This is a genomic window from Stenotrophomonas sp. S39 (assembly GCF_016624665.1).
Taxonomy (GTDB): Bacteria; Pseudomonadota; Gammaproteobacteria; order Xanthomonadales; family Xanthomonadaceae; genus Stenotrophomonas.
The window spans coordinates 25277-47247 of record NZ_JACVTT010000021.1 but is presented as its reverse complement, the minus strand read 5'-3'; the positions used below and the strand labels follow the sequence as shown (position 1 = coordinate 47247).

The 21971-nt window shown below is 66.8% G+C and carries 14 protein-coding genes; 1 reads left to right on the top strand and 13 read right to left on the bottom strand.

Going from position 1 to position 21971, the window contains the following annotated elements:
* Positions 1-8: 8 nt before the first annotated feature.
* From IAE41_RS07895 to IAE41_RS07865, 7 genes are all read right to left on the bottom strand, one after another.
* Positions 9-872, bottom strand: a complete 864-nt coding sequence (locus IAE41_RS07895) for a DUF4123 domain-containing protein (RefSeq protein WP_200732689.1) — start codon at positions 870-872, stop codon at positions 9-11.
* Positions 869-3640: a type VI secretion system tip protein TssI/VgrG gene (tssI, locus tag IAE41_RS07890; RefSeq protein WP_325166988.1), complete on the bottom strand. Its 2772-nt coding sequence runs from the start codon at positions 3638-3640 to the stop codon at positions 869-871. Before tssI ends, IAE41_RS07895 begins: the two co-directional genes overlap by 4 nt.
* Before the next feature lie 194 nt (positions 3641-3834).
* Positions 3835-4347 carry a hypothetical protein gene (locus IAE41_RS07885; RefSeq protein ID WP_200732687.1) on the bottom strand — a complete coding sequence of 171 codons (513 nt, stop codon included), beginning with the start codon at positions 4345-4347 and terminating at the stop codon, positions 3835-3837.
* 396 nt (positions 4348-4743) lie between these two features.
* Positions 4744-5349 carry a hypothetical protein gene (locus tag IAE41_RS07880; protein WP_200732686.1) on the bottom strand — a complete coding sequence of 202 codons (606 nt, stop codon included), beginning with the start codon at positions 5347-5349 and terminating at the stop codon, positions 4744-4746.
* Positions 5346-8960, bottom strand: a complete 3615-nt coding sequence (locus IAE41_RS07875; protein ID WP_200732685.1) for a M23 family metallopeptidase — start codon at positions 8958-8960, stop codon at positions 5346-5348. The genes IAE41_RS07880 and IAE41_RS07875 overlap by 4 nt, the downstream gene beginning before the upstream one ends.
* A gap of 21 nt (positions 8961-8981) precedes the next feature.
* On the bottom strand, positions 8982-9620 hold the full coding sequence (locus IAE41_RS07870; RefSeq protein ID WP_200732684.1) for a hypothetical protein: 639 nt from the start codon (positions 9618-9620) through the stop codon (positions 8982-8984).
* Positions 9621-9652: 32 nt separating this feature from the next.
* Positions 9653-12412, bottom strand: coding sequence for a type VI secretion system Vgr family protein (locus IAE41_RS07865; protein WP_234458372.1), 2760 nt, complete (start codon positions 12410-12412; stop codon positions 9653-9655).
* A 225-nt stretch (positions 12413-12637) separates the two neighbouring features.
* Here IAE41_RS07865 and tssA point away from each other — a divergent pair, with 225 nt between their 5' ends.
* Positions 12638-13696, top strand: coding sequence for a type VI secretion system protein TssA (gene tssA, locus IAE41_RS07860; protein WP_200732683.1), 1059 nt, complete (start codon positions 12638-12640; stop codon positions 13694-13696).
* Between the two features lie 58 nt (positions 13697-13754).
* On the opposite strand, the gene IAE41_RS07855 is transcribed toward tssA, so the two are convergent.
* The 6 genes from IAE41_RS07855 to IAE41_RS07830 all read right to left on the bottom strand — a co-directional run bounded on the left by IAE41_RS07855 (position 13755) and on the right by IAE41_RS07830 (position 21948).
* The gene (locus IAE41_RS07855) at positions 13755-14540 is read right to left on the bottom strand and encodes an OmpA family protein (RefSeq protein WP_234458371.1); all 786 of its coding nucleotides are present in this window, start codon (positions 14538-14540) and stop codon (positions 13755-13757) included.
* A gap of 2 nt (positions 14541-14542) precedes the next feature.
* Positions 14543-15526, bottom strand: coding sequence for a type VI secretion system-associated protein TagF (tagF, locus tag IAE41_RS07850; RefSeq protein WP_079222199.1), 984 nt, complete (start codon positions 15524-15526; stop codon positions 14543-14545).
* Entirely contained in the window at positions 15523-19236 is a 3714-nt protein-coding gene (gene tssM / locus IAE41_RS07845; RefSeq protein WP_200732682.1) for a type VI secretion system membrane subunit TssM, read from the bottom strand. Before tssM ends, tagF begins: the two co-directional genes overlap by 4 nt.
* 15 nt (positions 19237-19251) lie before the next feature.
* A complete protein-coding gene (locus tag IAE41_RS07840; protein WP_200732681.1) occupies positions 19252-20685 on the bottom strand; it encodes a hypothetical protein in 1434 nt (477 codons plus the stop codon).
* Between the two features lie 39 nt (positions 20686-20724).
* Positions 20725-20985: a PAAR domain-containing protein gene (locus IAE41_RS07835; protein WP_079222202.1), complete on the bottom strand. Its 261-nt coding sequence runs from the start codon at positions 20983-20985 to the stop codon at positions 20725-20727.
* A 99-nt stretch (positions 20986-21084) separates the two neighbouring features.
* On the bottom strand, positions 21085-21948 hold the full coding sequence (locus tag IAE41_RS07830) for a M15 family metallopeptidase (protein WP_079222203.1): 864 nt from the start codon (positions 21946-21948) through the stop codon (positions 21085-21087).
* Between the last annotated feature and the right edge of the window lie 23 nt (positions 21949-21971).

Sequence of the window (21971 nt, the reverse complement as noted above, 5' to 3'; positions counted from 1 at the left end):
CGCTCCGTTCAATCCCAGCTTTCTTCCAAGGGCCACACTTCATCGCCGATATCGGCCGCACTGCGCCGGCCACTGGCGAAATCCTGCAGGCGCTGCTGCCAGGCCGGATCCTCGCCGAGATCGCTGCCGGCCAGCAGCGCCCAGGTCGCCACCATCACCACGCGGCGGCTGTCCTCGATGCCGGCCGCCGCAGCCGTCGCCACCACGCGCCGGAAGAAGGTGTACCAGCGTGCACGTGGCAGCCGCGCCAGCAGTTCGGGGTCGGTCAGCTGGAAATGGTCGATCAGCGTATAGGGGTAGCTGGCGTCGATCAGCGCACGCCGCTGCGGCGCCTCCAGCACCCAGGGCGGGTCGTGCGGGTCCAGGGCCACGACTTCCAGTTCGAGGTGCGCCCATTGCAGGTCATGGCGCAGGTACCACCAACGCTCTCCCAGCGCCAGGAACGCGCGGCACTGCGCCTCGTCCAGCACCTGCACCCACCAGGGCAGGACGCGCGCATCGAAAAAGCGCGCAAGGAACAGCTTGCCGTTCGGATAGCTGGCATCCAGGCGCCGCTGCAGGCGCTGCTGCAGCTGCTGGGCGTCCAGGCTCGTCTCGATGATGCTGAGCATGCCGGGCGAACGCCCCTGCGAGGCGGCCCGCTGCAGGAACCGGTCATGCTCGAAACCGCGCGGCAATCGGGCCAGGAACACGCTGGCATCGTCGGCACCATCGGCCAGCAGGCCATCGAACAGTGGCAGCGGTGCCCACGGCAACGTGCGCAGCAGCTGCACCGGCTGGTTGCACTGCGCGCCGTCCAGCAGGACGAAGCGCTGCAGGCCCTCCTCCAGCGGCGGCAGATCCAGCGGCGGAAAATGCCAGTCGGGAATCACGCCGGCCCCCCTTTGGGCGTCAGCGGCGCTGCCCGCTGTGCAGCCAGCAGCAGGCATTCCTTGCAGACCGACTGAGGAAACACCGGCAACGGATAGCGTCCGCTGCCGCCCGGCAGGAACGACTTGCGCCCGGCCTGCACGGCGATGCGACCGGGCGCGTTGACCACGATGTTGCCCGCGCTGATGGTGATGCTGGCACCACCGGACGTCGCAACCTGGACGGTACGACCGGCGGCCACTTCCACCGACGCCTGCGCGCTTGCCGCGCGCAGCGCCTGCCGCGACTGCACGTCTACCTGATCCTGCTGTGCCTTGAAATCCAGCACCGCCTCACCGCTGGCCAGGGTCAGCGTCGGTGCCTGCGTGTCGGCGCCACTGGCAGCGGCAGCCAGCACGCCGATGGCCTGCCGGCCATGCCAGCGCGCATCCCCCATCACCACGGTATCGCTGTGCTGGCCACTGCCCAGCACCAGTGTCTCGCCTTGCCCCCAGTGCAACCCCTGGCCGGCCACCATCACCGCGCCCTCCGGTGACGACAGGCCCAGCACGGCATCGCCCGTATGTGGCACCACGCCGTCCCCCGCCCCACTGCTGCGCTGGCTGGCGGTCGCGGAGGCCTCTGCGAGCGCCTCGGCGGGCACGGTACTGCGGACGCTGGCCAACAGCACAGGCAAGGGCGACTGCGCACCATCCAGGCGTGATCGGTGCATCGACTGCACCCCGGCCTCCGCCGCGGGCAGCACCGTCCGGTGTGTTCCGGCCGCGACGCTGTAGCGCTTCGCCAGCGCCACCAGCTGCTGCAGCAGCGCTGCCGGCTGCGCGGCCTCGCCCGCCGGCGACGCACCGGCGTGGGCGTAGGCACTGAACCACGCCCCGGCCGTACCGCGCACCGCACCCCATGCGTCACTGCGCAGCTCAAAGCCCTGCCCGCGCAGGCTGCCCACATAGTTGTCGGCCTGATGCCGCAGATGGCCCAGCGTCAGCTGCGACACCTGCTGGCTGCTGGCCAGCTGCGTGCGCAGCTGCTGGTTCGAATCATCGAACAGCAGGTGGTTGCTGCCCTCGCCCCCTTCCCACTCGCGTGAGCGGATACCCCACAGCGCGCCGTCGTGGCGGTGCGCCTGGTCGCCGCTGCCCGCCGCGTGCCACACCGGCGCCTGGCCACCACTGAGGTTGGCCTGCGCACTGTTGCGTGCATCGGCGGCCTGGCCGTAGGCCGACAGATCATCCTCGGCGCTGGCACCGGCCGTGGTCGGCGCCACGCCCGCCTCGCCGCGCCCGTTGTACAGCGTGCCCAGCACCACCGGGCGGTCGATGTCGCCTTCCAGGAAGCCCACCAGCACTTCCTGGCCGATCCGTGGCAGGAACTGGCTGCCCACGCCCGGCCCCGCATAGCGCTGCGCCACGCGCAGCCAGGCGCTGTCGGCACCGCCATCATCGCCCTGGAAATGGAACCGCACCCGGATCCGTCCCAGCGCGTCGGCATGCAGGTCGTTGGATGCTGAAGCGCCAGCCACCACGATCGCGGTCTGGTAGCCCGGCGCCAGCGGCCGCGCATTGCGTCGCGCACCGGTGCCATCCTCCAGGATCGGGCGCCAGCGCCGGTCGCGCGCCACGGCGCTGAACGCATTTACGTAACCGTGCCGTTTCGCCGCGTCCTGCAGGGGGTCGGGCTCTGCCGCCTCACCCAGCAACACCTGCACGCACTCGCGCAGGTCGACCGGCAGGTTGTTGACCCCGGCGTGGGTCACTTCCACCAGCAGCAGCTCGGCCGGCAGATCACCCGGCAGGCCGGTCAGCGCCCAGGCATGGCCGGCATCCGCGCTGCGCACGCTGCCGCGACCCTGCCACTGCAGCGCCTGCGCCTCCCGCGCCTCGGCCATCAGCCGCGCATGGTGCTGCAGCTCGGCCGCATCGGCGAATGCATAGGCACCCACCGCATCGTAGTCCTCGCGAAGGCCCTCGCCGGCGCCCTCCAGCGGCAGCTGCCCGGTCAGCGAGCTCACGCTGCGATAGTCACTGCTGTGCAGCTGCACGCGCGTGCTCTGCAGCCGCCGTTGCTGCCCCAGCTGCTGCACGCCATCATCGTCCTCGGTGGCGTCGGCACGATGGAAACGGATCCCGCCCCGCGCCTGCGAGGCCGCCGATTCCGGCAGCAGCGTCGAGTCGGCAAACAGCAGCACACCGTGCCCGGCCGGTGCATCGGCCACCTCCTCCACGCACCAGCCCACGCCCTCCTCGGCCAGCAGGCGCTGCACGAAAGCCAGGTCCGATTCCCGGTACTGCACGCAGAAACTGCGCGGCCTCGAGGCCGCCAGCAGCGCATCGACCTCATCGCTCCAGCGCCAGTGTGCATGCGGCGCATGCGTCTGCAAGACCGCATCGACAATCGCGCGCACGTCCTGGTCCTGGAATACCCGGCTGCACACCGCCTGGTCCAGCCACCATGTCCAGTCGCGCAGGGTGATGCGGTAGCGCACCAGGCCGCCATCGGCCTGCAGGCACTGCGCAGCGGCAATCACGCCGTGGCGTGGCCAGTCCTGGCCGTCGGCCTGGCGCACGTACAGGCAGGCCGGCTGCCCCAGCCAATCGGCCAGCGGCAGTGCAGCGTCCAGCGACAGCACATCCACCTGCAGATGCCGACCCGTGGACAACGCATCGTGCCCTTGCCACGCATCCACCACCACGGCCGGCAGATCCGGTAGATCCAAGCGGAACAGGCGACTGCCAGCATCCAGACCGGCCGCCTGCACCATGAGATTGCGCATCGCTTCCATGGCGTTCCCACTGTTGCCGCGCACCGCTCCCCGGCGCGCGGTTCCTCCCCCTGCCAGCCGACGGTAACAGATGGAAAACGACAGCGCACGTCAACGCCTTCACGTGGAATCAACATTCCTGCAGGACGCTCCGCCTTGCCTGCAGGCAGATGTTTACCGCAGAAGTGCGAATGGCAGCGGGGCCTTCAATACGTCCCGAACGGAACTTCAACCTTCAGGACTGTGCCGCCACCCAGTGGCGTCAGGACGTACGTCAGTACGCCGCCATCATCGTCCGCCAAAGCGTGCTCGCTTCGCTGGAGCGAGTAACGCTTGCCCGACATCTCCAGCGCATTCACCCCGACTCCATGCGCGCCGGCCGGCAGCAGCAGTCCGCCGTTGGCTCCGCCTGTCGCCTCGAATACATGGCTGCCCAACGCACCCTGCACTTCCAGCATCTGCACGTGCGGTCGATACGGCGCGGCATCGAGATTCCAGCCGTTGGTGAGGTCGGTCACCCATGGGCCGGGGATGTCGAAGCGACTCTCCAGCTCGCTCTCACTTATCTCAGCACTTGCCACCGACAGGCAGCAGACGACCTTTCCTGTTGCCGCATCATAGACAGCCCATCGGCTTCCAACCGCTGCAGCACGAGGCAGCATTGAAAAATGGAACTGCCTCTCCAAGCGGCTGTCGGACACCTTGCGCCAGGCTCCCACATCAGGGTCCTGTGCAAGACAGCCGGCTGAGCTCAACACACCCGCTACTGCGAGCAACGCACGAATGGTGGAACCTGGCGTCTTGGTCGGCCCGCGTCCGGACCTTCGTTTCTCGGACGTTGAGCCGGCGCCGCAAGGCGGGAGGCACATCCGTCGCAGTTTGCGCATGTCGCCGCCCATTGGCTCCCTCATCCCCTCAGCGCGGCCTTGTTCACGCCGCATCGTGCATTCTCATGCCCCGTACCCACTGGCAATCATGCCTCATCCCTCACCGTCAGACGGCATGCAGGACGTCTTATGCATAGCGTGCATTCCCAGCGGGGGACGCGGGAACTGGGGCATCGTTGGCTTGTTGAAGGTTCGATACCGGAATATCCGAGCGACCGGTCTGCATCCTTACTGCATGTACTGCGTCGTGTGGCCAGTAAAGCGAACCCCATCGAATCCGAAACAGAACCGGCCTTCTTCAAACGCCCGGTAGACCAGCAATGCACTGCTGACGCAGAACGTGTCAGCTTCCCGCGAGGTTTCCACCTTGCCGTACTCGCGCGCACCCTCCTTGTCCACCAGCGGCCCGCTGAAGGCATCGATCGGCAGCGGGTATACCGTCCCGTCGCGGCTGTCGATCAGCACGATCGAGCGCTGGAAGTACTCCTTGCGCTCATCCAGCTGGGCCAGGATGTAGTGCGTGTTGAAGTTGGGGACCTGCGTACGGATCGCCTCATTGATCTGCGCGCGATGCGCCGCATCGCAGAAATCAACCGGACTGTATTGGTAGGAGCACCCTGAATGCGGATAGCTCATCACCACGCCCGCGTACGGCGCATTGCCCGATGCAGTACCCGCAGCAGCGGCAGGCGCGGCTGTGGGAGCAGCGTTTTCCCGCGATTCGGGCACAGGCGCTGCCCCGGACGGGCCAGCACCGCTGCATGCCGCAGGTAGGCAGGCCACTCCGAACCAAGCCGCCGCCAATGCAAATCCGCGCATGTTCATCGGGATCATTTCCGGCTCTCCGCAATTTCCATCAACACTTCCCTCAGCCCCCGCGTCGATCCGGCGTTGGCGCTGTTGGCCGCCCCCTCATGGTAGGACAGGTTGCCATCGGAAACGTTGTCCTTCTTCGTCTTGTACCCTTTCGGCGCGGCGATGGACGCCCACTCCTTTGCTGCCGCGTACTGCGCATCGTCCACGCTTCCAACGCCGTCGCGCACGAAGCTGGCCAGTGCGCCACCACCGGCCTTCGACAACAGGTATTCAGCGAAAACGCGCTCCTGCAGGTCCGCATCATATTTTTCGCTGCCGGTCAGCCCCATGGACTCCTTCGCAGCGCGCAGCGTCTTGATGATGGTCTGATACTTGCCCGTAGCGAACATGCGGTTGCGGTCTGTTCCGTCCAGCGCGTCCGTCGCCAGGATCTGATCAATGGTCTTGCCGGTGACCGTGCCCGCTGGAGCATGCACGAAGCTGAAGCCAACCTTGTCGCCCGGCACGTTCTTCGTACCCGTGTTGTAGGACTCGTAGCCACCTTCGCCGTGGGCAATGATGTCACCCACCCGGCGCACGAAGTCACCGCCACTGATCTTGGTGCCCAGCCCCATGAAATTGCTGATCATGGCCAGTGGATGGAAGTGGAACACGTCCAGCGAGGTGGGGAAGTCCTTTACGGATTTCACTGAATCCCACCACTGCAGATTGCGGATGCGCACCTTTTCGCCCGCCCACTCGTTGCCTTGGGCGCGCATCATCATGGCGTCCAGTTCGTCCCACTTCTGCATGCCACCGCCCCACTCGCTCTCATAGCGGGCGATCATCCGTTGCAGATAGCGGGCCAGCAGCGGATTCTGCTGTGCTCGCTTCAGCTCTTCCGGGCTCAGATCGCCATCGTTGTCGGTATCCAACAACTGGTAGATCTTGCGATGCAGGGAACTGCCCCGCACACGATCCGCGCGCATGCTGTGCTCGGCTTTTTCCGAAGGCTGCGACTTGGCCATCTGGAATACCTTCCAGGCCATCAGGTCCAGCGGCGTCAGCTGACCTTCCTCGACATATTCGAATCCCGGCCATGCCCAGGGCGATTCCCAATGGGTCAGCGGATGGTCCTTCTGCGCAACCCATCCGGAGGCCTGATCGGTGGATACCCACCACCAGCGATCACCCTTGTCGTCGGTTGCGATCGACTTGCTCTCAAGTGCGTCCAGCTCTACCCGGGCGATCACGCGCGGCAGCTTGCTGGCAGCCGTCGTCAGGTTGCCTGCCCGCAACGGATAAGCATTCCAGGCGGGCACGTCGCTGGCCAACGGCGTTCCTGCCGCAGCCGTCGCCAGCCGCGCGCGTTCGATCCACAGCTCCTCGGCGAGCTGCACCAGCACTTCGCGGTCAGGCCACTTGCCACCGGTCTTGGCGTCCTGCGTACGCTCGCCCTTGCTGCTGATGTACCAGCCGGTGAACTGCTCGCCACCCGCATAGCGCTTGGTCTTTTCGTTGAACTTGCCCAGCGACGTGCGTGACGCCTGCCGTGTCACGCACTTGTGTACCTTCACCCAAGGTCCCTTGGGACTATCTGCTGCAGCCACCACCAACGAACCGGCCGCCAGCGTTGCATCGCTGGCCACCGGGGTGGCCAGCTTCACGCCCACGTCCAGCACCAGCATGTTGCGCTCATTGGCCGGTCGCGTTGCCGCGTAGGCTCTGCAGCGACCGATGAAGCCGGGCACGTCGCCGCCGCTGAACATTTCCAGGTGCAGCATGCTGCGCATGCCTGGCGACGGCGATGCACGCGCCACGCCAAAGGTCTGGTATTCGCCGATCTGGCCGATGATATCGCCAGCCTTGACCGGGTACGGCTTGTCCAGCACCACGACCTGGTCCACCGGATCGGCCTTGTCAAACACGGCCTCCATGCGCGACAGATACACCCAACCGGTCTCCGCACCGGGCTTGATCTGGCCGTCCACGGCCTCGGAAGGAATGATCTCGCCCTCCAGCACTTCTCCAATATGGCCCCATACGCCCTTGCCCACCGCCTTGGTTTCGGTGAAGCGCACGCGGGCTCCCTGCGCCAGCATTCCCAACAGCTTGCCATTGGGCTCGGAGCGGATGTTCAGGCCCTTGCGCCCCTTGATGGCAGGCGCGACCGGTTCCGGCGCGGCCGCCGGGGCCGGCGCGGCCTCAGGATGAGGAGCAGGGGCACCCGGCGTCGGCAGGCTGCCGTATGGGACACGTTGTGGCGTCGCCTGTTCCACGGCGGCCTCAAGGCCAAAGCCTCTCTGGCCCATGCTTTCCTGCGCGCCCGCGCCACCCTGGCCCCACCCTCCGCCCAGGGGCGATTGGCCAAGGCCGAACGCACGGTCGTTGGCAAACGGCGAGCGCGCCGTCGGCGCGAACGGATCGGCCATCTCCTGGACTGGCGCAGGAGGCGGTGGAGGCGGTGGCGGAACTTTCTGGGTGTCTTCGGCCGCTGAGGCGCTCACTCGATAGGTGCTGTCGCCCTTCCAGTACTTCGCCCGCGGAATTGCCTGGTCCTGGCGGTAGCCCCGCCAGTCCATCAGATGCATGTAGAGGCTGAACAACACCAGGGTTTCCGGCTTGCTTTCGGTACGCTCCGGCGTTGCCGCGACCTTCGGCACTTCAGCCTTCTCGCCCTTCTTGGCGTTCTTGGCCGCCTCGGCCGCTGCCGTCTTCTGCGCCTCTTTCGCGTCTGCTGCGGCCTTTTTATCCTCCGCCTGCATCTTCACCGCCACTGCAGAGCGCATCTGCGCGGCATGGGTCTGCTCTTCAAGATCCCTGGATTCGGCTTCGGGCTGGCAGGCCTTCAGCTGCGTACTTTCCGGCAGCACCAGGGTGTGCCTCACCAGTGTGAAGCCGGTGGAGTAAAGCGCTTTCAGCTGCTTCTCGCGGAACTGAACCGCCGGATAGGTGGAATCCAGCTTGTAGGCCACGATTTCGCCATCGGCGATGCAGCGCACACCACTTTTCTCCGCCAGTTGGGTCGGCCCCTGCGCCAGCTCGCTCGCGGTTCCATCACCAAAGTGGATGCCGCCATGCCACAGGCTGTTCCCGCCCACTGGGTAGAACCCATCCTCTGCGCCGCGCATGGCGTGCATATACGCCGCTACGCTGCGCGGGGCTTCGCCGTCCTTGAGGGCAAACGGATAGCCGAACGCTCCTGAAACGGCCTCCGTGCCGGGAAAGTCGAAGGTCGCCGGATCCACCGTTTTGTGCAGGCCGAGCACGCCCGACTTTGCGTACGGATGCACTTCAAAATGGAGGTGATTGCCCGAGCTGACGCCACCGGTCATGCCCACCGGGCCGAGGGGATCACCCTTCTTGACCTTGTCGCCAACTTTCAAGGGGGACGGCGCGGACATGTGTGCATACATGGTATGCACCACCTGGCCGCGAATCAGATGCTCGACAGCAATCGTATTGCCGTAGCCATTCATCGATCCGGCATAGACCACATGGCCATCAGCCGCGGCCGGGATCGGGGTGCCCGCGGGCGCGGCCCAGTCCTGTCCTTCGTGGCGTTTCACCGTACCCAGCGTCGGATGTTTGCGGGCCTGCGACCAGTTGCTGCTCACGCGGAACGGCGGGCCAGGGTTATACGTCGGCATCGTGCGTTTCTCTATCCTTGATCAAGCCCAGTCGGGCGTACACATCAACTGCGACTTCTGCGTGTCATCACCGTGGGGGCCCAGTACCGGCTTCCGCCCCTGCTGGCCATCTGGACCGCCGCCAAGCTCCGTACCCAACGCCTTCTGCAGGCGCGAACGCGCCTGATCCAGCGGCAGGTCGATGAGGACGCCAATGGGCGTCGGCGCGGTACCCAGATGTGCCACGACCCGATAGACCGGCACCCCATGGAAATCGGCGTTCACACAGAAGTATGCGATTCCGAATTCTGCGTCGCGCTCGCAGGGCTGCGGCGCATTCCTGGCCAGGTAAGGGTTCGCCGGACGGCCGGATTCCGCATCGATATACCAGCCCTTCGGGCTGCAATCGAGCAGGCCCTCAAACAGCGTCGCGGTGCTGTCAGGGTCCCCTTCGAGCGCTGGCTCGCCACGCGCAGCCTGTTCATCGGCGTGCGCCTGTGCCCTGATCGCCTCTGCCTCGCTCGAGCCTTGTCCCTGTGTCGCGGCCTGCCCACGTCCGTCAGGCCCTGAAGTCACCTGGCCACAGGCCGCCATTGGCAGCAGCGCGGCGAGCGCCAGAGCCAGATGCGCTGGCCTGCGCGATGCCCAGGCACAGGACGTGAAAAAATTGATCCGAGTCATTGTCTTCACTCTGTTGCAGATAGCGCGCTGGCCTATCCCGAAAAGCCGGTAAGACGCCAGCTTGAGGTTTCGCTCTGGCTCCAGTTCGGCAGCTCGGTCTTGAACTGTGCCGGCCCCAGGAACGACTTGGTGGCAGCATGGACCGTGATCACGCCAGGACAGTTGAAGGTGATGTTGCCGCCCGCCACAGTAATACTAGCTCCGCCACTTGTGGCGACGTGCAGGACCTTGCCAGCCTCCAGCTCCACCACTCCCTGAGCGCTGGCACCGCGCAGCGCTTGCCGCGCCTGTACGCGGACGGCATCACCCTGTGCCTGCACATCCAGTTCGCCTTCACCACTGGCGATGGTCATCGCAGTATTGACTGCTGCGCCGCTGCTCGCCGCAGCCAGCATGCCCACTGCTTGGGATGCATGCAGGCGCGCCTTCTCCATCACGACCACATCGCTGTGGCCGCCACTGGACAACAGCAGCCCCTCACCCGTGGACCAGTGCATCGACTGCCCGGCCAGCTGGACGACGCCATCGGGCGCGGCCAGGCCCAGCAGCGGGTCGCCACTATGCGGAACACGCGATTCTCCGGGAGCGGCCTCGCGGCGCGGTGCTTCCTCAGCAGCGGGATCGAAGGCTTCGCCGGTCATTGTCGTTCGCACGCTTGCCAGCAGACCCGGCAGCGGAGACCGGTCGGTAATGAGCGTCGAGCGCTTCGCCGAACCTACCCCCTCCTGCATCGCCAGCGGACTGGTCAGATGCGTGCGGGCCGCCTGGGTAAAGCGCTCACCCAGCGTCTGCAGCTGCGTCAGCAGCGCCGAGGACTGCACGGCCTCGCCAGCGGGGGTGGTGCCGCCATGGCCATAGGCGGTGAACCACGCCCCTGCAGTACCACGCACCGCACCCCACGCATCGCTGCGCAGTTCGAAACCCGTGCCGCGCAGGCTGCCAACGTAGTTGTCGGCCTGGTGCCGCAGATGGCCGAGCGTCAGCTGCGAAACTTGCTGGCTGCTGGCCAGCTGGGCCCGCAGCTGCTGGTTGGAATCATCGAACAGCAGGTGGTTGCTGCCTTCGCCGCCGTCCCACTCGCGCGAACGGATACCCCAGAGGGCGCCGCCGTGGCGATGCGCCTGGTCACCGGCACCCGCGGCATGCCACGCCGGCGCCTGGCCACCACTGAGGTTGGCCTGCGCACTGTTGCGTGCATCGGCGGCCTGCCCGTAGGCGGACAGGTCGCCTTCGCCATTGGCACCTGCAGGCGTCGGCGCCACGCCCGCTTCGCCGCGCCCGTTGTACAGCGCCCCGAGCACCAGCGGACGATCAATGTCGCCATCCAGGAAGCCGACCAGCACTTCCTGGCCGATGCGCGGCAGGAACTGGCTGCCCACGCCCGGGCCCGCATAGCGCTGCGCGACGCGCAACCATGCGCTGTCCTGCACGCCGGCGCCCTGCGCCTGCTGGAAGTGGAAGCGAACGCGTACGCGGCCGTGGCTGTCGGCATGCAGGTCGCGGCTGCCCGCGCCCTGGCCGGCCACCACCACCGCAGTCTGGTAACCCGGCACCGTGGGGCGCGGATTCAGGCGCGCTCCGGTGCCGTCGATCAGCTGCGGACGCCACGGCGTGGTGCGCTCCACGGCCTGGAACGTGTTGCCATAACCCACTGCTTCGGCCTGTGCCCACAGCGGTGCATCCTGCGCATCGCCCGGTGCAACGCCAAGCGCGTCCTCCAGGCTGCGCCGCAGATCGGTCGGCAGGTTGTTGATGCCTGCATGGTCCACCGCGACGAGCAGGAGCTCGGGCGGGGTGGCGCCCGGCGCCTGCTGCAGGCGCAGCCAGCACCCGGAGTGCAGTCCACGGACCGTGCCGCGCCCCTGCCAGCTGCGGCTGTGGGCTTCACGGGCCTGGGCCTGCAATCGGGCCTGCCGCGAGGCCGAAGCCGCATCGCTGAAGGCATAGGCACCGACCGCATCGAAATCCTCGCGCGTCGACTGGCTGCCGCCACCGTCCGTCGGCGCCTGACCGGCCAGCGCTCGGACCTGGCGGTAGTCGTCGCTCTGCAGGTTGACGACGGTGCTGCCAAGGCGACGATGCAGGCCAATGGCCTGCACGCTGTCGCTGGATTCGGTCGCATCACTGCGGTGGAAACGCACACCGGCACCCGAACTGGCCGCATCTTCCGGCAGGTCGACGCTGTCGGCGAAGATCTCCATGCCATTGCCACACGGCGCTTCGTCATCCGCGTACAGCCGCCAGCCAAGACCTTCTTCGGCCAGCAGGCGCTGCAGGAAATCCAGGTCGCTCTCGCGGTACTGCACGCAGTAGCTGCGCACGCGCTGCCCGAGGAATGCGTCCATGCCCTCGGCCCACCGCCAGCGGGCGACCGCGGCGTGGCCGCCGAGCACCGCATCGACGATCTCGCGGATGCCCTGCTCCTGGAACACGCGGCTGTGCCGCGCGTACTGCAACCACCAGGTCCACGACACCAGCTGCAGGTGAAAACGAGCCAGGCCGCCATCGCTGCCCAGGCAGGACGCGTCCGCAACCAGCCCGCTGCGTCGCCATTCACCACCATCGGCGCAGCGGGTCACCAGGGTGGCGCGGGTGCCTGGCAATGCCGCCAGATCGATGCCCGCATCGGTGCCCACCAGGGTCACCTCCGTCCAGGCGTGCTCGCAGAGCGAATCGCGCCCCCGCCAGCGTTCGACCGTGCAGGCGGCCAGCGCCTCATGCTCCAGTCGATACAGACGCTGCGCATCACCAAGCCCGGCGACTGGCGTCATCACGTACTTCAGCTGATCCATGCCAATTCCAGAGTTAAAGACGTCAACCAACGTCGGTTTCCAGCCGGCGATGCTAGCAGATCGATAGGAGCGTCAATATCACGGCGGGATGACCTCCGCGAAACTGGGGGTTTCGTCACATAATTGACGGCACGGGCACTCAAGGGCGCTGTCGTTTCAGCGGACACCAGCGCGCTGTTCACACGCGCGGGCTAGAATCGATCCCAGTCCTCAACGAGACCTGCCATGCTGGATCAGGAAGCCCTGCTGGCCCCGATTTCTGACAACGCCCCGACCGGTGAAGACCTGTCGTTCTCCGCCGAGTTTGACCGGATCATCGAAAACCGTCGTGCCGACGACCCGACCCTGGATCAGGGCGCGTGGCAGACCGACATCAAATACGCCGACTGGAGCAGCGTCCTGCGCGACGCCAGCGACCTGCTGCAGACGCGAACCAAGGACCTGCGGCTGGCAGGCTGGCTGAGCGAGTCAGCCACCCAGCTGGAAGGCTTCCAGGGCCTGGCGGCCGGCTACCGGGTCACTGCCGGCCTTTGCGACCGCTTCTGGGATGACGTGCACCCGCAGGCGCCGGACGGCGATTTCGAAGAACGCATCGGCAACCTGAGCTGGCTGCTGACCAATTCCCTGCAGTGGCTGCGCGCCGTCCCGATCATTGCGGCACCGCAGGGCCGCTTCAGCCTGGCCGATTTTGAACACGCCCACGCCCGCGCCAACAGTGGCGAGGACGAGGACGGTCGCCCGGGGCTGGACATCCTCAATGCGGCGCGCCGCGATACCCAGCACAGTTTCTATCGGCAGATGGCCGATGACCTGCCGGACTGCAGCCAGGCCCTGGCCGAGCTGCAGGCCGCCGTCGACAACCGGCTCGGGCTGGATGGCCCCAGCTTCAGCGCCGTCCGCGAACAGCTGGAGCACCTGCAGCGCACCGTACTGCGCTTCGCGCGCGAGGCCGGCGTCCTGCTCGATGGCGAAACGCTGCCGGCAGACGACGCGTTCAGCGAGACCGCATTTGCCGATGATGGCCCGTCCTTCGACACGGCTCCCGTCGCACCGAGCCGCGGCCCGGCCGGCGCTCCGGCCTCACGCAAGGAGGCGCTGCAGCAGCTGCGGCAGGTGGCCGAGTTCTTCCGCCGGACCGAACCGCACAGCCCGGTCGCCTATCTGGCCGAAAAAGCCGCACGCTGGGGCGAAATGCCGCTGCACGTCTGGCTCAAGCGGGTCATCAAGGACCACAGCACGCTGGAGCAGATGGAAGAGATGCTGGATGTGAACCCGGAGGATTGACCTCTACTCCGGGCACCGCCGCAACGGAAGGATCGGGTGATACCCGATCGTTCTGTGTTTACTGGATCTTGAATTCGATACGACGGTTGCGGGCACGGCCGTCGTTGCTGGTGTTGTCGGCCACCGGCTCGTCCGGTCCCTTGCCCAGCACGTCCATGTGGCTGCCCGGGATGCCCTTGGCCATCATGTAGTTCTTCACCGCAAGCGCGCGCCCGTGGCTCAGTGCCAGGTTCGATTCGCGCTGGCCCACGTTGTCGGTGTGGCCGATGATGAGGAACCGGCTGTCCGGCATCTGCGCCATCTTGGCCACCATTTCGTCCAGGATGCCCATGCCGAACGGGGTCAGGCGGGCACTGCCACTCTGGAACTCGATGATGCGGTTGGCCAGCGTCTGGTCCAGCACGTTCTGCTGGGAACCCACCTTCAGGGCATTCGTCACCGTGTAGCTGGTATTGCTGGCCAGGCTGAGGTCGCTGGCGACCTGCTGGCGCAGCGCCTCGTTGCCGACCTCGCCAGTGATGCGCACCGACTGCCCATTGACTTCCAGCTTGCCGGGCGAGACACGCTTCAGGCCCGGGTTGATCATGCCCGAGACGTAGTCGCCCCAGTTCGGCGGGGTCGCGATCGTCTCCACCTGGATCCGGTCGACCACGCGGTCGGCGCCGTACACCGCACGCAGGTTGTTCAACAGCTTGGCCTTGGTTGCCTGGTCAGGCACCACACCTTCGATGACCACCGGCCGCTCGGTTGCCGCAGGCGCGCCCGCGGCGGTGTTCTGCGCGGCCAACGGTGCAGCCGCCAGCAGAAGCGGCAGCATGAAGTGGAGAGGATTGCACACGCGCATCATCAGGTTCCCAGGAAAGTCTCGCCGAACAGCTTGCGTGCGGTGGCCAGGGCCAGGTCGTCACGGTCAAGGAAGCTGCCAAAGCGATTGAGGTTGTAGTCGCCACGCATGTAGTCGTCGACCCATTCCGAATGCTGGGTGCGGATCAGGAAATCGCCGGCCTCTGCCGGGTCCAGCACCGCGCGCAGCACCTGGCGATCGGCGCCGTTGAAGCCGACGATCATGCTGGGCGCGGCGTCGTTGCGGATCAGCACGGCCAGTTCAAAGTCGCCGCGGGCGACGAAGCTGGACAGCAGGTCGAGCCAGAAGGCCGCCACCAGCGGGCGATAGGCCGGGTCGCGCACCAGCGGGAACACCAGCGCCTTGTCGATGTTGACGTCGCCCCCGCTCAACACCGGCTGCAGCAGCAGCCCCAATGCCGGCAGCACCTGCCGCAGTGCCACGTCACCGTGGCCGGAATCGCGCAGCCGCTGTTCGAGGTCGGCGACCGTGGTGCTTTCCAGGAAATCCTGGAAGCTGCCGTTGTAGTCACTGGGATCGGTGCTGATGCTGAAACGCGCATCAGCCAGCTGCGCCAGCGCCTGCGCGGCATCGCTGTCCTGGCAGGCCTGGCGTGCAAGGCGGGCCAGGCCCGACCAGGCGTTGGACATCGCCAGCGGGCTGCGGCCAATGAAGGGCAGCGGTTCCGGCGCGTCCAGGCGCAGTGCCGACAACAGCGGGAAGCGTCGCTCGGACGCGTCGCGGCTGGGCAGGAAGTGGCCGCACAGCACCATCTTGCTGCGCGAGCCGAGGAAGGCATAGTGTATCTCGGGCGCTTCGTCGTAGCGCTGCTTCCAGTCCGGGCTCTGGCTCAGCAGCTCCAGGCTTTCCCCGGCCCAGCGGTCGAGCCAGCCGAGCAGTTGGTGGTTGTCGGCCGCGCGGACGAAATCTCCGCGCGAGGGCACCTTGCCGAAATAGGACACGCCTGCACTGACCACCCGGCTCATTGCGCGCCTCCTGCGGCCGGAGCCGGCGTCGGCGTCGCTGCCGGTGCCGCAGTGGGGGCCGCCTGTGCAGCGGGTTCGCCACCGGCGACGCGTTCGGGCAGCTGCAGTCCGCGCTGCCAGTCGCCACCACCCTCGGCGGCTTCACCGGCACGACGCACGATGCGCATCTCCACCGGCACCGACACGCCATTGCCCGTCCAGGTAATGCGGCTGGAATCATCCAGACGCTCGACCTGGCCAGCGCCCATCAAGCGGTTGACGCCGTTCGAACCCGGCGCGCTGAACACTTCCACCGTCCTGCCATCGCCAGTCACCGCGGTGATCTTCACGCCCGGCACCTGGCCGACGTTCGGATACTGCATGGTCGTCCACTGCGGCGGCGTATTGCGATAGCGCAGCACCTGGCCATCGATCTCGATGGTGTACTCCAGCGCACCGGCTGCCGGCGCCGGCAGGATCTCGAACACCGTGGTGTCCTGCGCCGCGCCCGCTGCCGCGCCGCTGACCCAGTTGCCGTAGTTGGCGACCAGGTCGGCCGACAGGTTCACGCCCTGCCCTGCCCAGCGCCGGGTCTCCAGCAGCGGCCCGCGCTGGATCACCAGCGAACCCAGGGCTTCCTTGTTGAACGCCGCGATGCTGCCACTGGCGCCGAACACTGCGGCCACGTCGCTCGGAGCGGCATCGACGTCGGAGTTCAGGTTGAACGGATACTGCTGGCCGATGCGCGCCTTGAACGGGTCGTACACCTGGGCCTTCCAGGTCTTGTTCACCTCATCCTCGGTCGGCGTGATGAGCGCGCTGAAGGTCTGGGTGAGCGGGCGCAGCAACAGCGGCCGCAGGGCGGCGCGCTGCTTCTCGTCCAGGCCGGTCAGCACCTGCTCGTCGACCAGGGCCAGGCCCACGCTCAACTCGGACCCTTCGTTGCTGAAGGTGTCCTGCATCAGCTTGCGGGTGCCCACGCCGATCTCGCCCTGGCTCTTGATGGCATTGAGGCGGGCGCGCAGCTTGGCCAGCGTTTCGAAGTAGGCGGTCATGATGGCCGGCTGGTCACCGCGCTCGCTGGTCAGCCGCGCGATGCCCTCGAACGCCTTGCCGATCGGGCCGACCGGCTGCGCTGCGGCCGTCGCGGCCGGATCCTTGCGCAGCACGGTGCGCTGGAACCACGCCACGAAGCCCTTGCGCGCCTTCGTCGAACGCGCCAGTGCCGCCGGGTTGTCCCACACCGTCTCCTCGTTGATGCGCTCCAGCAGGATGCGCAGCGGCGAATTGGTCGCATCACCCAGCTTGTTGACGCGCGCCACGGCCTCGTCGAAGGTGCTGAATTCAGCCACGCTGAGGCCCTGCACGAACTTGCTCCACTCGCGTGCGTAGTCGTTCTTGTACAGGTTGACCAGCTCGCGTGACACATGCTCCGGGCTTCCCGCCAGCGAAAGATCGCTCTGCTCGGTGGTACCCAGCACCCAGTCGGTGGTGCTCAGCTGCGTGTTGGCCGCTTCCTTGATCGCGTCCTGCACATAGTCTTCCCATGCCTTGCGGGAGAACGCGCCGGAGATGGCGTAGCTGCCATTGATCAGGCGGCCGTTGCGCTCCACGCCAATCAGGTTGTCGACGGTGGTGGTGCCGAAACGGGCACCGGCGCGCGCCTTGATCTGCGCATACACGCGCTCCATCGCCGGCTGGCCCTTCATCACCTGGCCCAGCGCCTGGCGGGTATCGGACACCAGCGTGACCTTGTTCTGCACCTGCGGCCAGCTGGGCTTGCCCGACTGCGCCACGTAGAAGGTCATCAGCTTCTCGGCAGCACGCACCATCTCTTCGCGGCTCATCTGCCCACGGTTGGCTTCCAGCCAGGTGCGCCAGAACAGGGTCAACTGCTGCGACAGGTGGGCGCCTTCCACATACTTCGGGTTACCCAGCATCAGGTAGGTCTTGAGCGCGTTGTAGGCGTCGTTGGTGCTGGTCGGCGATGCGTTCTGGTACAGCACCTCGCTGTCGGCGGCGGCACCCGTGCCCTGCCCCAGCTTGTCGCGCTCGGCGACCACCTGGCCCAGGTAGTTCTCCAGGTTGGAGACGGTCGGCGCCAGCATCACCTGCTGCATGCCGTGGTTGTATTCACGCAGCAGCTTTTCGCGGATCGCCGTGCCCTGGTACAGGCCCAGGTGGGTGGTGATGCCACCCTCCTTGCCGTAGCGGTCCAGCTGCTCCATGCGGTCCTGCAGCAGCAGCAGCGCATCGATGCGTGACTTCAGGTCCATGCGGTCCTTCTGCACGCGCACGGCCTGGTCCAGATCCTTGGTGGCGTTGGCCACCAGCTGCGCATTGGTGGTGTAGGACCAGGTCCACAGGCCCAGCGCCAGCGCCAGCACGCCCACGGCACCGAGGAACACGCCATAGCGCAGGCGGTTCTGGTGTGGGCTCGAATACTGCCGGACCAGTTCCTTGTCGGCAAAGATGACCTTGCGGAACAGATCCTTGAGGAAGAACGCGGTGTGCCCGGTAGGTGCTTCGTCCACGTTCGAGCCGCGCTGCAGCGCGAACTGGCGGCCGACGCGCTCGGATGCATGGTGCACCGAACGGCCCTCCTGCAGCGCGCTGGAGAAGTAGAAGCCACGGAACACCGGCTTGAACTGGTAGGGGTTGTCTTCGAACAGGGTGGCGATGAAGGTGCGCAGCGCCGGCTTGATGCCCACGAACTCCAACGGCAGCGACAGCAGGCCCGGCGAGACGTCGCGGCCGCGCTGCATCGCCATGTGGGTCAGGCTCATTTCCTTGATGCCTTCGGCCAGCTCATCGAAATGGCTGTCGAACGCATTCAGCGCGTCGCCCTGCTGCTGCACGTCGAAGGGCAGCGTCGCGCCCCACACATGCTCGCGCTCGGCCGGATCCAGGTTATGGAAGAACTCGCTGAAGCCGGCCACCAGGTCGGCCTTGGTGAACAGCACATACACCGGCGCGAACACTTCCAGCCGCTCGGTGATTTCCTGCACGCGCTGGCGCAGGTTCTTGGCCAGTTCGATGGCGAACTCCGGCTTGCTGCCGGACAGCTCGGCCAGGCTGGCGGCGATGATTACGCCGTTGATGGGCGCGCGCGGGCGGTTCTTCTTCAGCAGGCCCAGGAAGGTCAGCCACTCCATGCGGTCTTCAACGCTGACCGAGTAACGGCCGGCGGTATCCAGCACGATGCCGTTGGTGGTGAAGTACCAGTCGCAGTTGCGCGTGCCACCGATGCCCTGCACCACGTTGCCGCGGTTGTCCTCGAACGGGAACTGCAGGCCGGAATTGAGGATCGCCGTGCTCTTGCCCGCCGCCGGGTTGCCGATGATCACGTACCAGGGCAGCTCGTACAGCGCCGCGCTCCCCTTCAGCACGCCCATCCGCGAGGACTTGATCTGCTTGACCGCGTCCATCATGCGCGTGCGCAGGGCCTCGGTGTCGGCACGCTGCGCGGGTTGCGCACCGGCCACCGCCTTGTCCGCCTCGTCCTTGACCATCGCCTCCACGCGCTTGGCAGCGCGGCGGGCCAGGATCCGCTTGATGATCCACACCAGCAGCGCCAGCACCAGCAGGCCTGCCAGCACGATCGCCACCCAGATCCCGATCTGCCGGGCTTCGGCCTCGCCGTAGTGCGCCAGCGCCGCGGCACCAACCAGGCCGACCACCAGCCAGAGGCGGTAGTCACGCAGGTAGTAGCTGAAATTGCTCAAACTCATGCAGGGGTCCAGGGGTCAGGAAGCCAGCGACGCATCGGCCGCAGGCATGGGGGAAGAAAGAGGATCAACCGCGCCGAACAGGCGCTGCTGGTTGTCGGCCACGCCCAGCAGCAGCACGGGCTCGGCATTGCGTTGAAGCTGTGCATGGGCCAGCGCCAACTGCGCCAGCGGCAGGGCGGGGCCAAGCTCACCGGCACTGACCGCCACGGCCAGGCTCTGCGGGCTGAAATCCAGGTCGGGCGACAGCGAAGCAGTGATCGCTGCCGCATCCACCATCAGATCGCCACGGTGGTCGGCATCATGCAGCACGAACTGCACCGGTGCGCGGCCCGCGCTGAGACCGGACTGCCACTGCGTCGCCAGGGCGGCAAGCTGGCGGCGCTGTTCCGCCGGGCGCTGCCCTTCGATCTGCTCGGCGCGCACCAGCTGCGGCCGCCACAGGCGCCCATCGCCCTCACGCCCCTGGGCCAGGGTCGCCAGCAGAACGCCGGCTGCACCCTCGCCGGGTACGCGGCCGTCGGGATTCTGCGCCGTAGCGAGTACACCCGCAGACTGCCACGAGGAGACGATATCGGGATCGATGCATGACGACGCCGCCAGCAGAAGGTGCCAACGCGGCACGGGGGACGCAGAAAGGGCATCGATCACCCGCTGCGCGTGCGGCCAGACCTCGCGCGCCGCGTCCAGCGTCGTGACGCGCACATCGAACCGCCGCGCGTCGATACCGGCCTTGCGCGCCTGCCCAAGCAGCCACTCCTGCACCCACGGCCGCAGCGCATCGGACCAGCGGCCCGGCACCAGCAGTTCGATCGTCAGCACGTTCTCCACGCGCTGTTCGTCGCGGCGGCGCAGGCCGGCCACCACCACTTCCTCGGATGCGACGATCTCCGGCAGCGCTGCGTAGACTGCTTCCAGCAGCTGCTCCAGCACCGGCTGCAGCAGGGTCATCGCGCGGCGCTCGTGGGCAGCCGTGTCGATGCCATCCTGCCGCACCTGCAGCACTTCCAGCTCGTCCAGGTCGGGCGCTGCGCTCATCCGCACAGGCAGGTTGTGGTTGTCGCGAAAACGCCCGTCCAGCGACGGCCGGGGGGGCGCGGCGGCCACCTCCAGCAGTGCCTGCGGTTCCAGGTCGATGCCCAGCTTCAGGCTGCCGGCCAGCAGAGCCACCGACGCCGGCACCGCTACGCCGGGCTCCTTCACTGCATCACCCTGCGGGGTCGTCGCATCCGTGGCGGCCGGCGCTTCAAGCGCACTGTCGACACCACGCCGCAGCGCACCGCGCACCATGAAGCCTGCACCGCTCAGGCCCACCGGCAGCAGCCCGAGGTAGGCCAGCATCTGCATGCCCGTAGGCACCGTGCCGCTGTTGCGCCAATAGAGGATCGTCGCGCCCCAGGTGGCGATGAAGACCATCACCACCGACGCCGCCCTGCCCAGCCATCCTGCCATCAGTTGCCGTGCTCCATGCGATGCTCCCTCAACCGCCGCTCAGCGCAGGCCCGTCACGGCCTGCGAAGCGACCAGCGTCGCCCCACACGCCGTGCGGTCGCCGTCGCGCGCTACCGGTTGTCCGTCGATGATGACAGTGGCATCGCCGCTGACGATGGTCGTTGAACCGTGCATGGCACACGCAGCGCGGTCACCCACACGCGCCACGGCCTTCCCATTGATGTCGGTCTGGCCGGTGCCAGCGACCACGCTGCCGCCGTGGCTGAGCTTGTCACCGACGACGATAAACGGTCGTGCCATCCATCACACTCCTTGATTCCATGTAATCCAGCCTTCCATCGCCACGGACGCGGCGACCTGGATCATCCCCGCAACGATACCAGTATCACAGAAGCGTTATCACCCTTGGCGTGAAAGCTCCTCGCGCTTGGCGGCGCGTGCGGCCCGGCAGCGCCCTGTCATTTCCACGTGAACGTAATCCTTGATGCTGCGCCAGTTGCCCCCCCAGTCCAGCCCGGCCTGCTCGGCAAGCTCGCCGTAGAGGAAGTACCCGCGCTTGGTCCAAGCGTCGTTCATATCCCACTGCAGCTTGCCATCACGCATGGGAGCGCTGTCCACGCCCAGCCCGTACTGATGGCAGCTCTGCCAGGCCCCTGCCCGCGTCGCCTTGCCGCCCGCCATCAACTCGGCCTGCCGCTGCGGGCTGCGATAGCCCTCAATCAGCACCATCTCATAGCCATATTGGCGCCGCATGACTTCGTAGATGGCCAGCACACGCTGCTGCAGGTCGGGATCGATCTGGTCCCACTTGCGGTCGGCCGTGACGATTTCCGGCCGCAGCCGCCGCACTTCTGCCGTGGTGAAAACCTCCGGTGGCGGTGGCGGTGGCGGCGCCAGGCGCTCCCCGCGCAACAGCTGCGCGACCATCGAACCCGACTCTGCGAAATCATCGCCCCGAAAATCCTCCAGCACCACCGTCTTTCGTGTGACCAATATCACAGTTGGAGGAATCAGCAGCGCCGCTGCCGCAATCGCCATGATTGGCCAATGGCGACGAATCGCGCTGTGCGCGGCGCCCGCTTCTTCACGAACCCCACTGCGCACCCGCGTCACACCATCACCGACCCGGCCCCCGACGCGGCCCGCCTTGCGGCGGAAACGGCCCAGCGTCGCACCCAGCACCGCGCGCAGCGACTCGACGCTTTCGGGGAACAGCAAAACCCAGCACACGCCGGCCACCAGCATTACAACGGCAATGGCCATAACCACGATTGGTACCACCGGTC

Excerpts from the sequence above, each read along its gene's own strand:
- tagF (WP_079222199.1), bottom strand. The coding sequence starts at position 15,526 with ATGAGCCGGGTGGTCAGTGCAGGCGTGTCCTATTTCGGCAAGGTGCCC.
- IAE41_RS07830 (WP_079222203.1), bottom strand. The coding sequence starts at position 21,948 with ATGGCCATTGCCGTTGTAATGCTGGTGGCCGGCGTGTGCTGGGTTTTG.
- IAE41_RS07855 (WP_234458371.1), bottom strand. The coding sequence starts at position 14,540 with ATGCGCGTGTGCAATCCTCTCCACTTCATGCTGCCGCTTCTGCTGGCG.
- IAE41_RS07835 (WP_079222202.1), bottom strand. The coding sequence starts at position 20,985 with ATGGCACGACCGTTTATCGTCGTCGGTGACAAGCTCAGCCACGGCGGC.
- IAE41_RS07865 (WP_234458372.1), bottom strand. The coding sequence starts at position 12,412 with ATGGATCAGCTGAAGTACGTGATGACGCCAGTCGCCGGGCTTGGTGAT.
- tssA (WP_200732683.1), top strand. The coding sequence starts at position 12,638 with ATGCTGGATCAGGAAGCCCTGCTGGCCCCGATTTCTGACAACGCCCCG.
- IAE41_RS07870 (WP_200732684.1), bottom strand. The coding sequence starts at position 9,620 with ATGACTCGGATCAATTTTTTCACGTCCTGTGCCTGGGCATCGCGCAGG.
- tssM (WP_200732682.1), bottom strand. The coding sequence starts at position 19,236 with ATGAGTTTGAGCAATTTCAGCTACTACCTGCGTGACTACCGCCTCTGG.
- IAE41_RS07840 (WP_200732681.1), bottom strand. The coding sequence starts at position 20,685 with ATGGCAGGATGGCTGGGCAGGGCGGCGTCGGTGGTGATGGTCTTCATC.
- IAE41_RS07875 (WP_200732685.1), bottom strand. The coding sequence starts at position 8,960 with ATGCCGACGTATAACCCTGGCCCGCCGTTCCGCGTGAGCAGCAACTGG.
- IAE41_RS07880 (WP_200732686.1), bottom strand. The coding sequence starts at position 5,349 with ATGATCCCGATGAACATGCGCGGATTTGCATTGGCGGCGGCTTGGTTC.
- tssI (WP_325166988.1), bottom strand. The coding sequence starts at position 3,640 with ATGCGCAATCTCATGGTGCAGGCGGCCGGTCTGGATGCTGGCAGTCGC.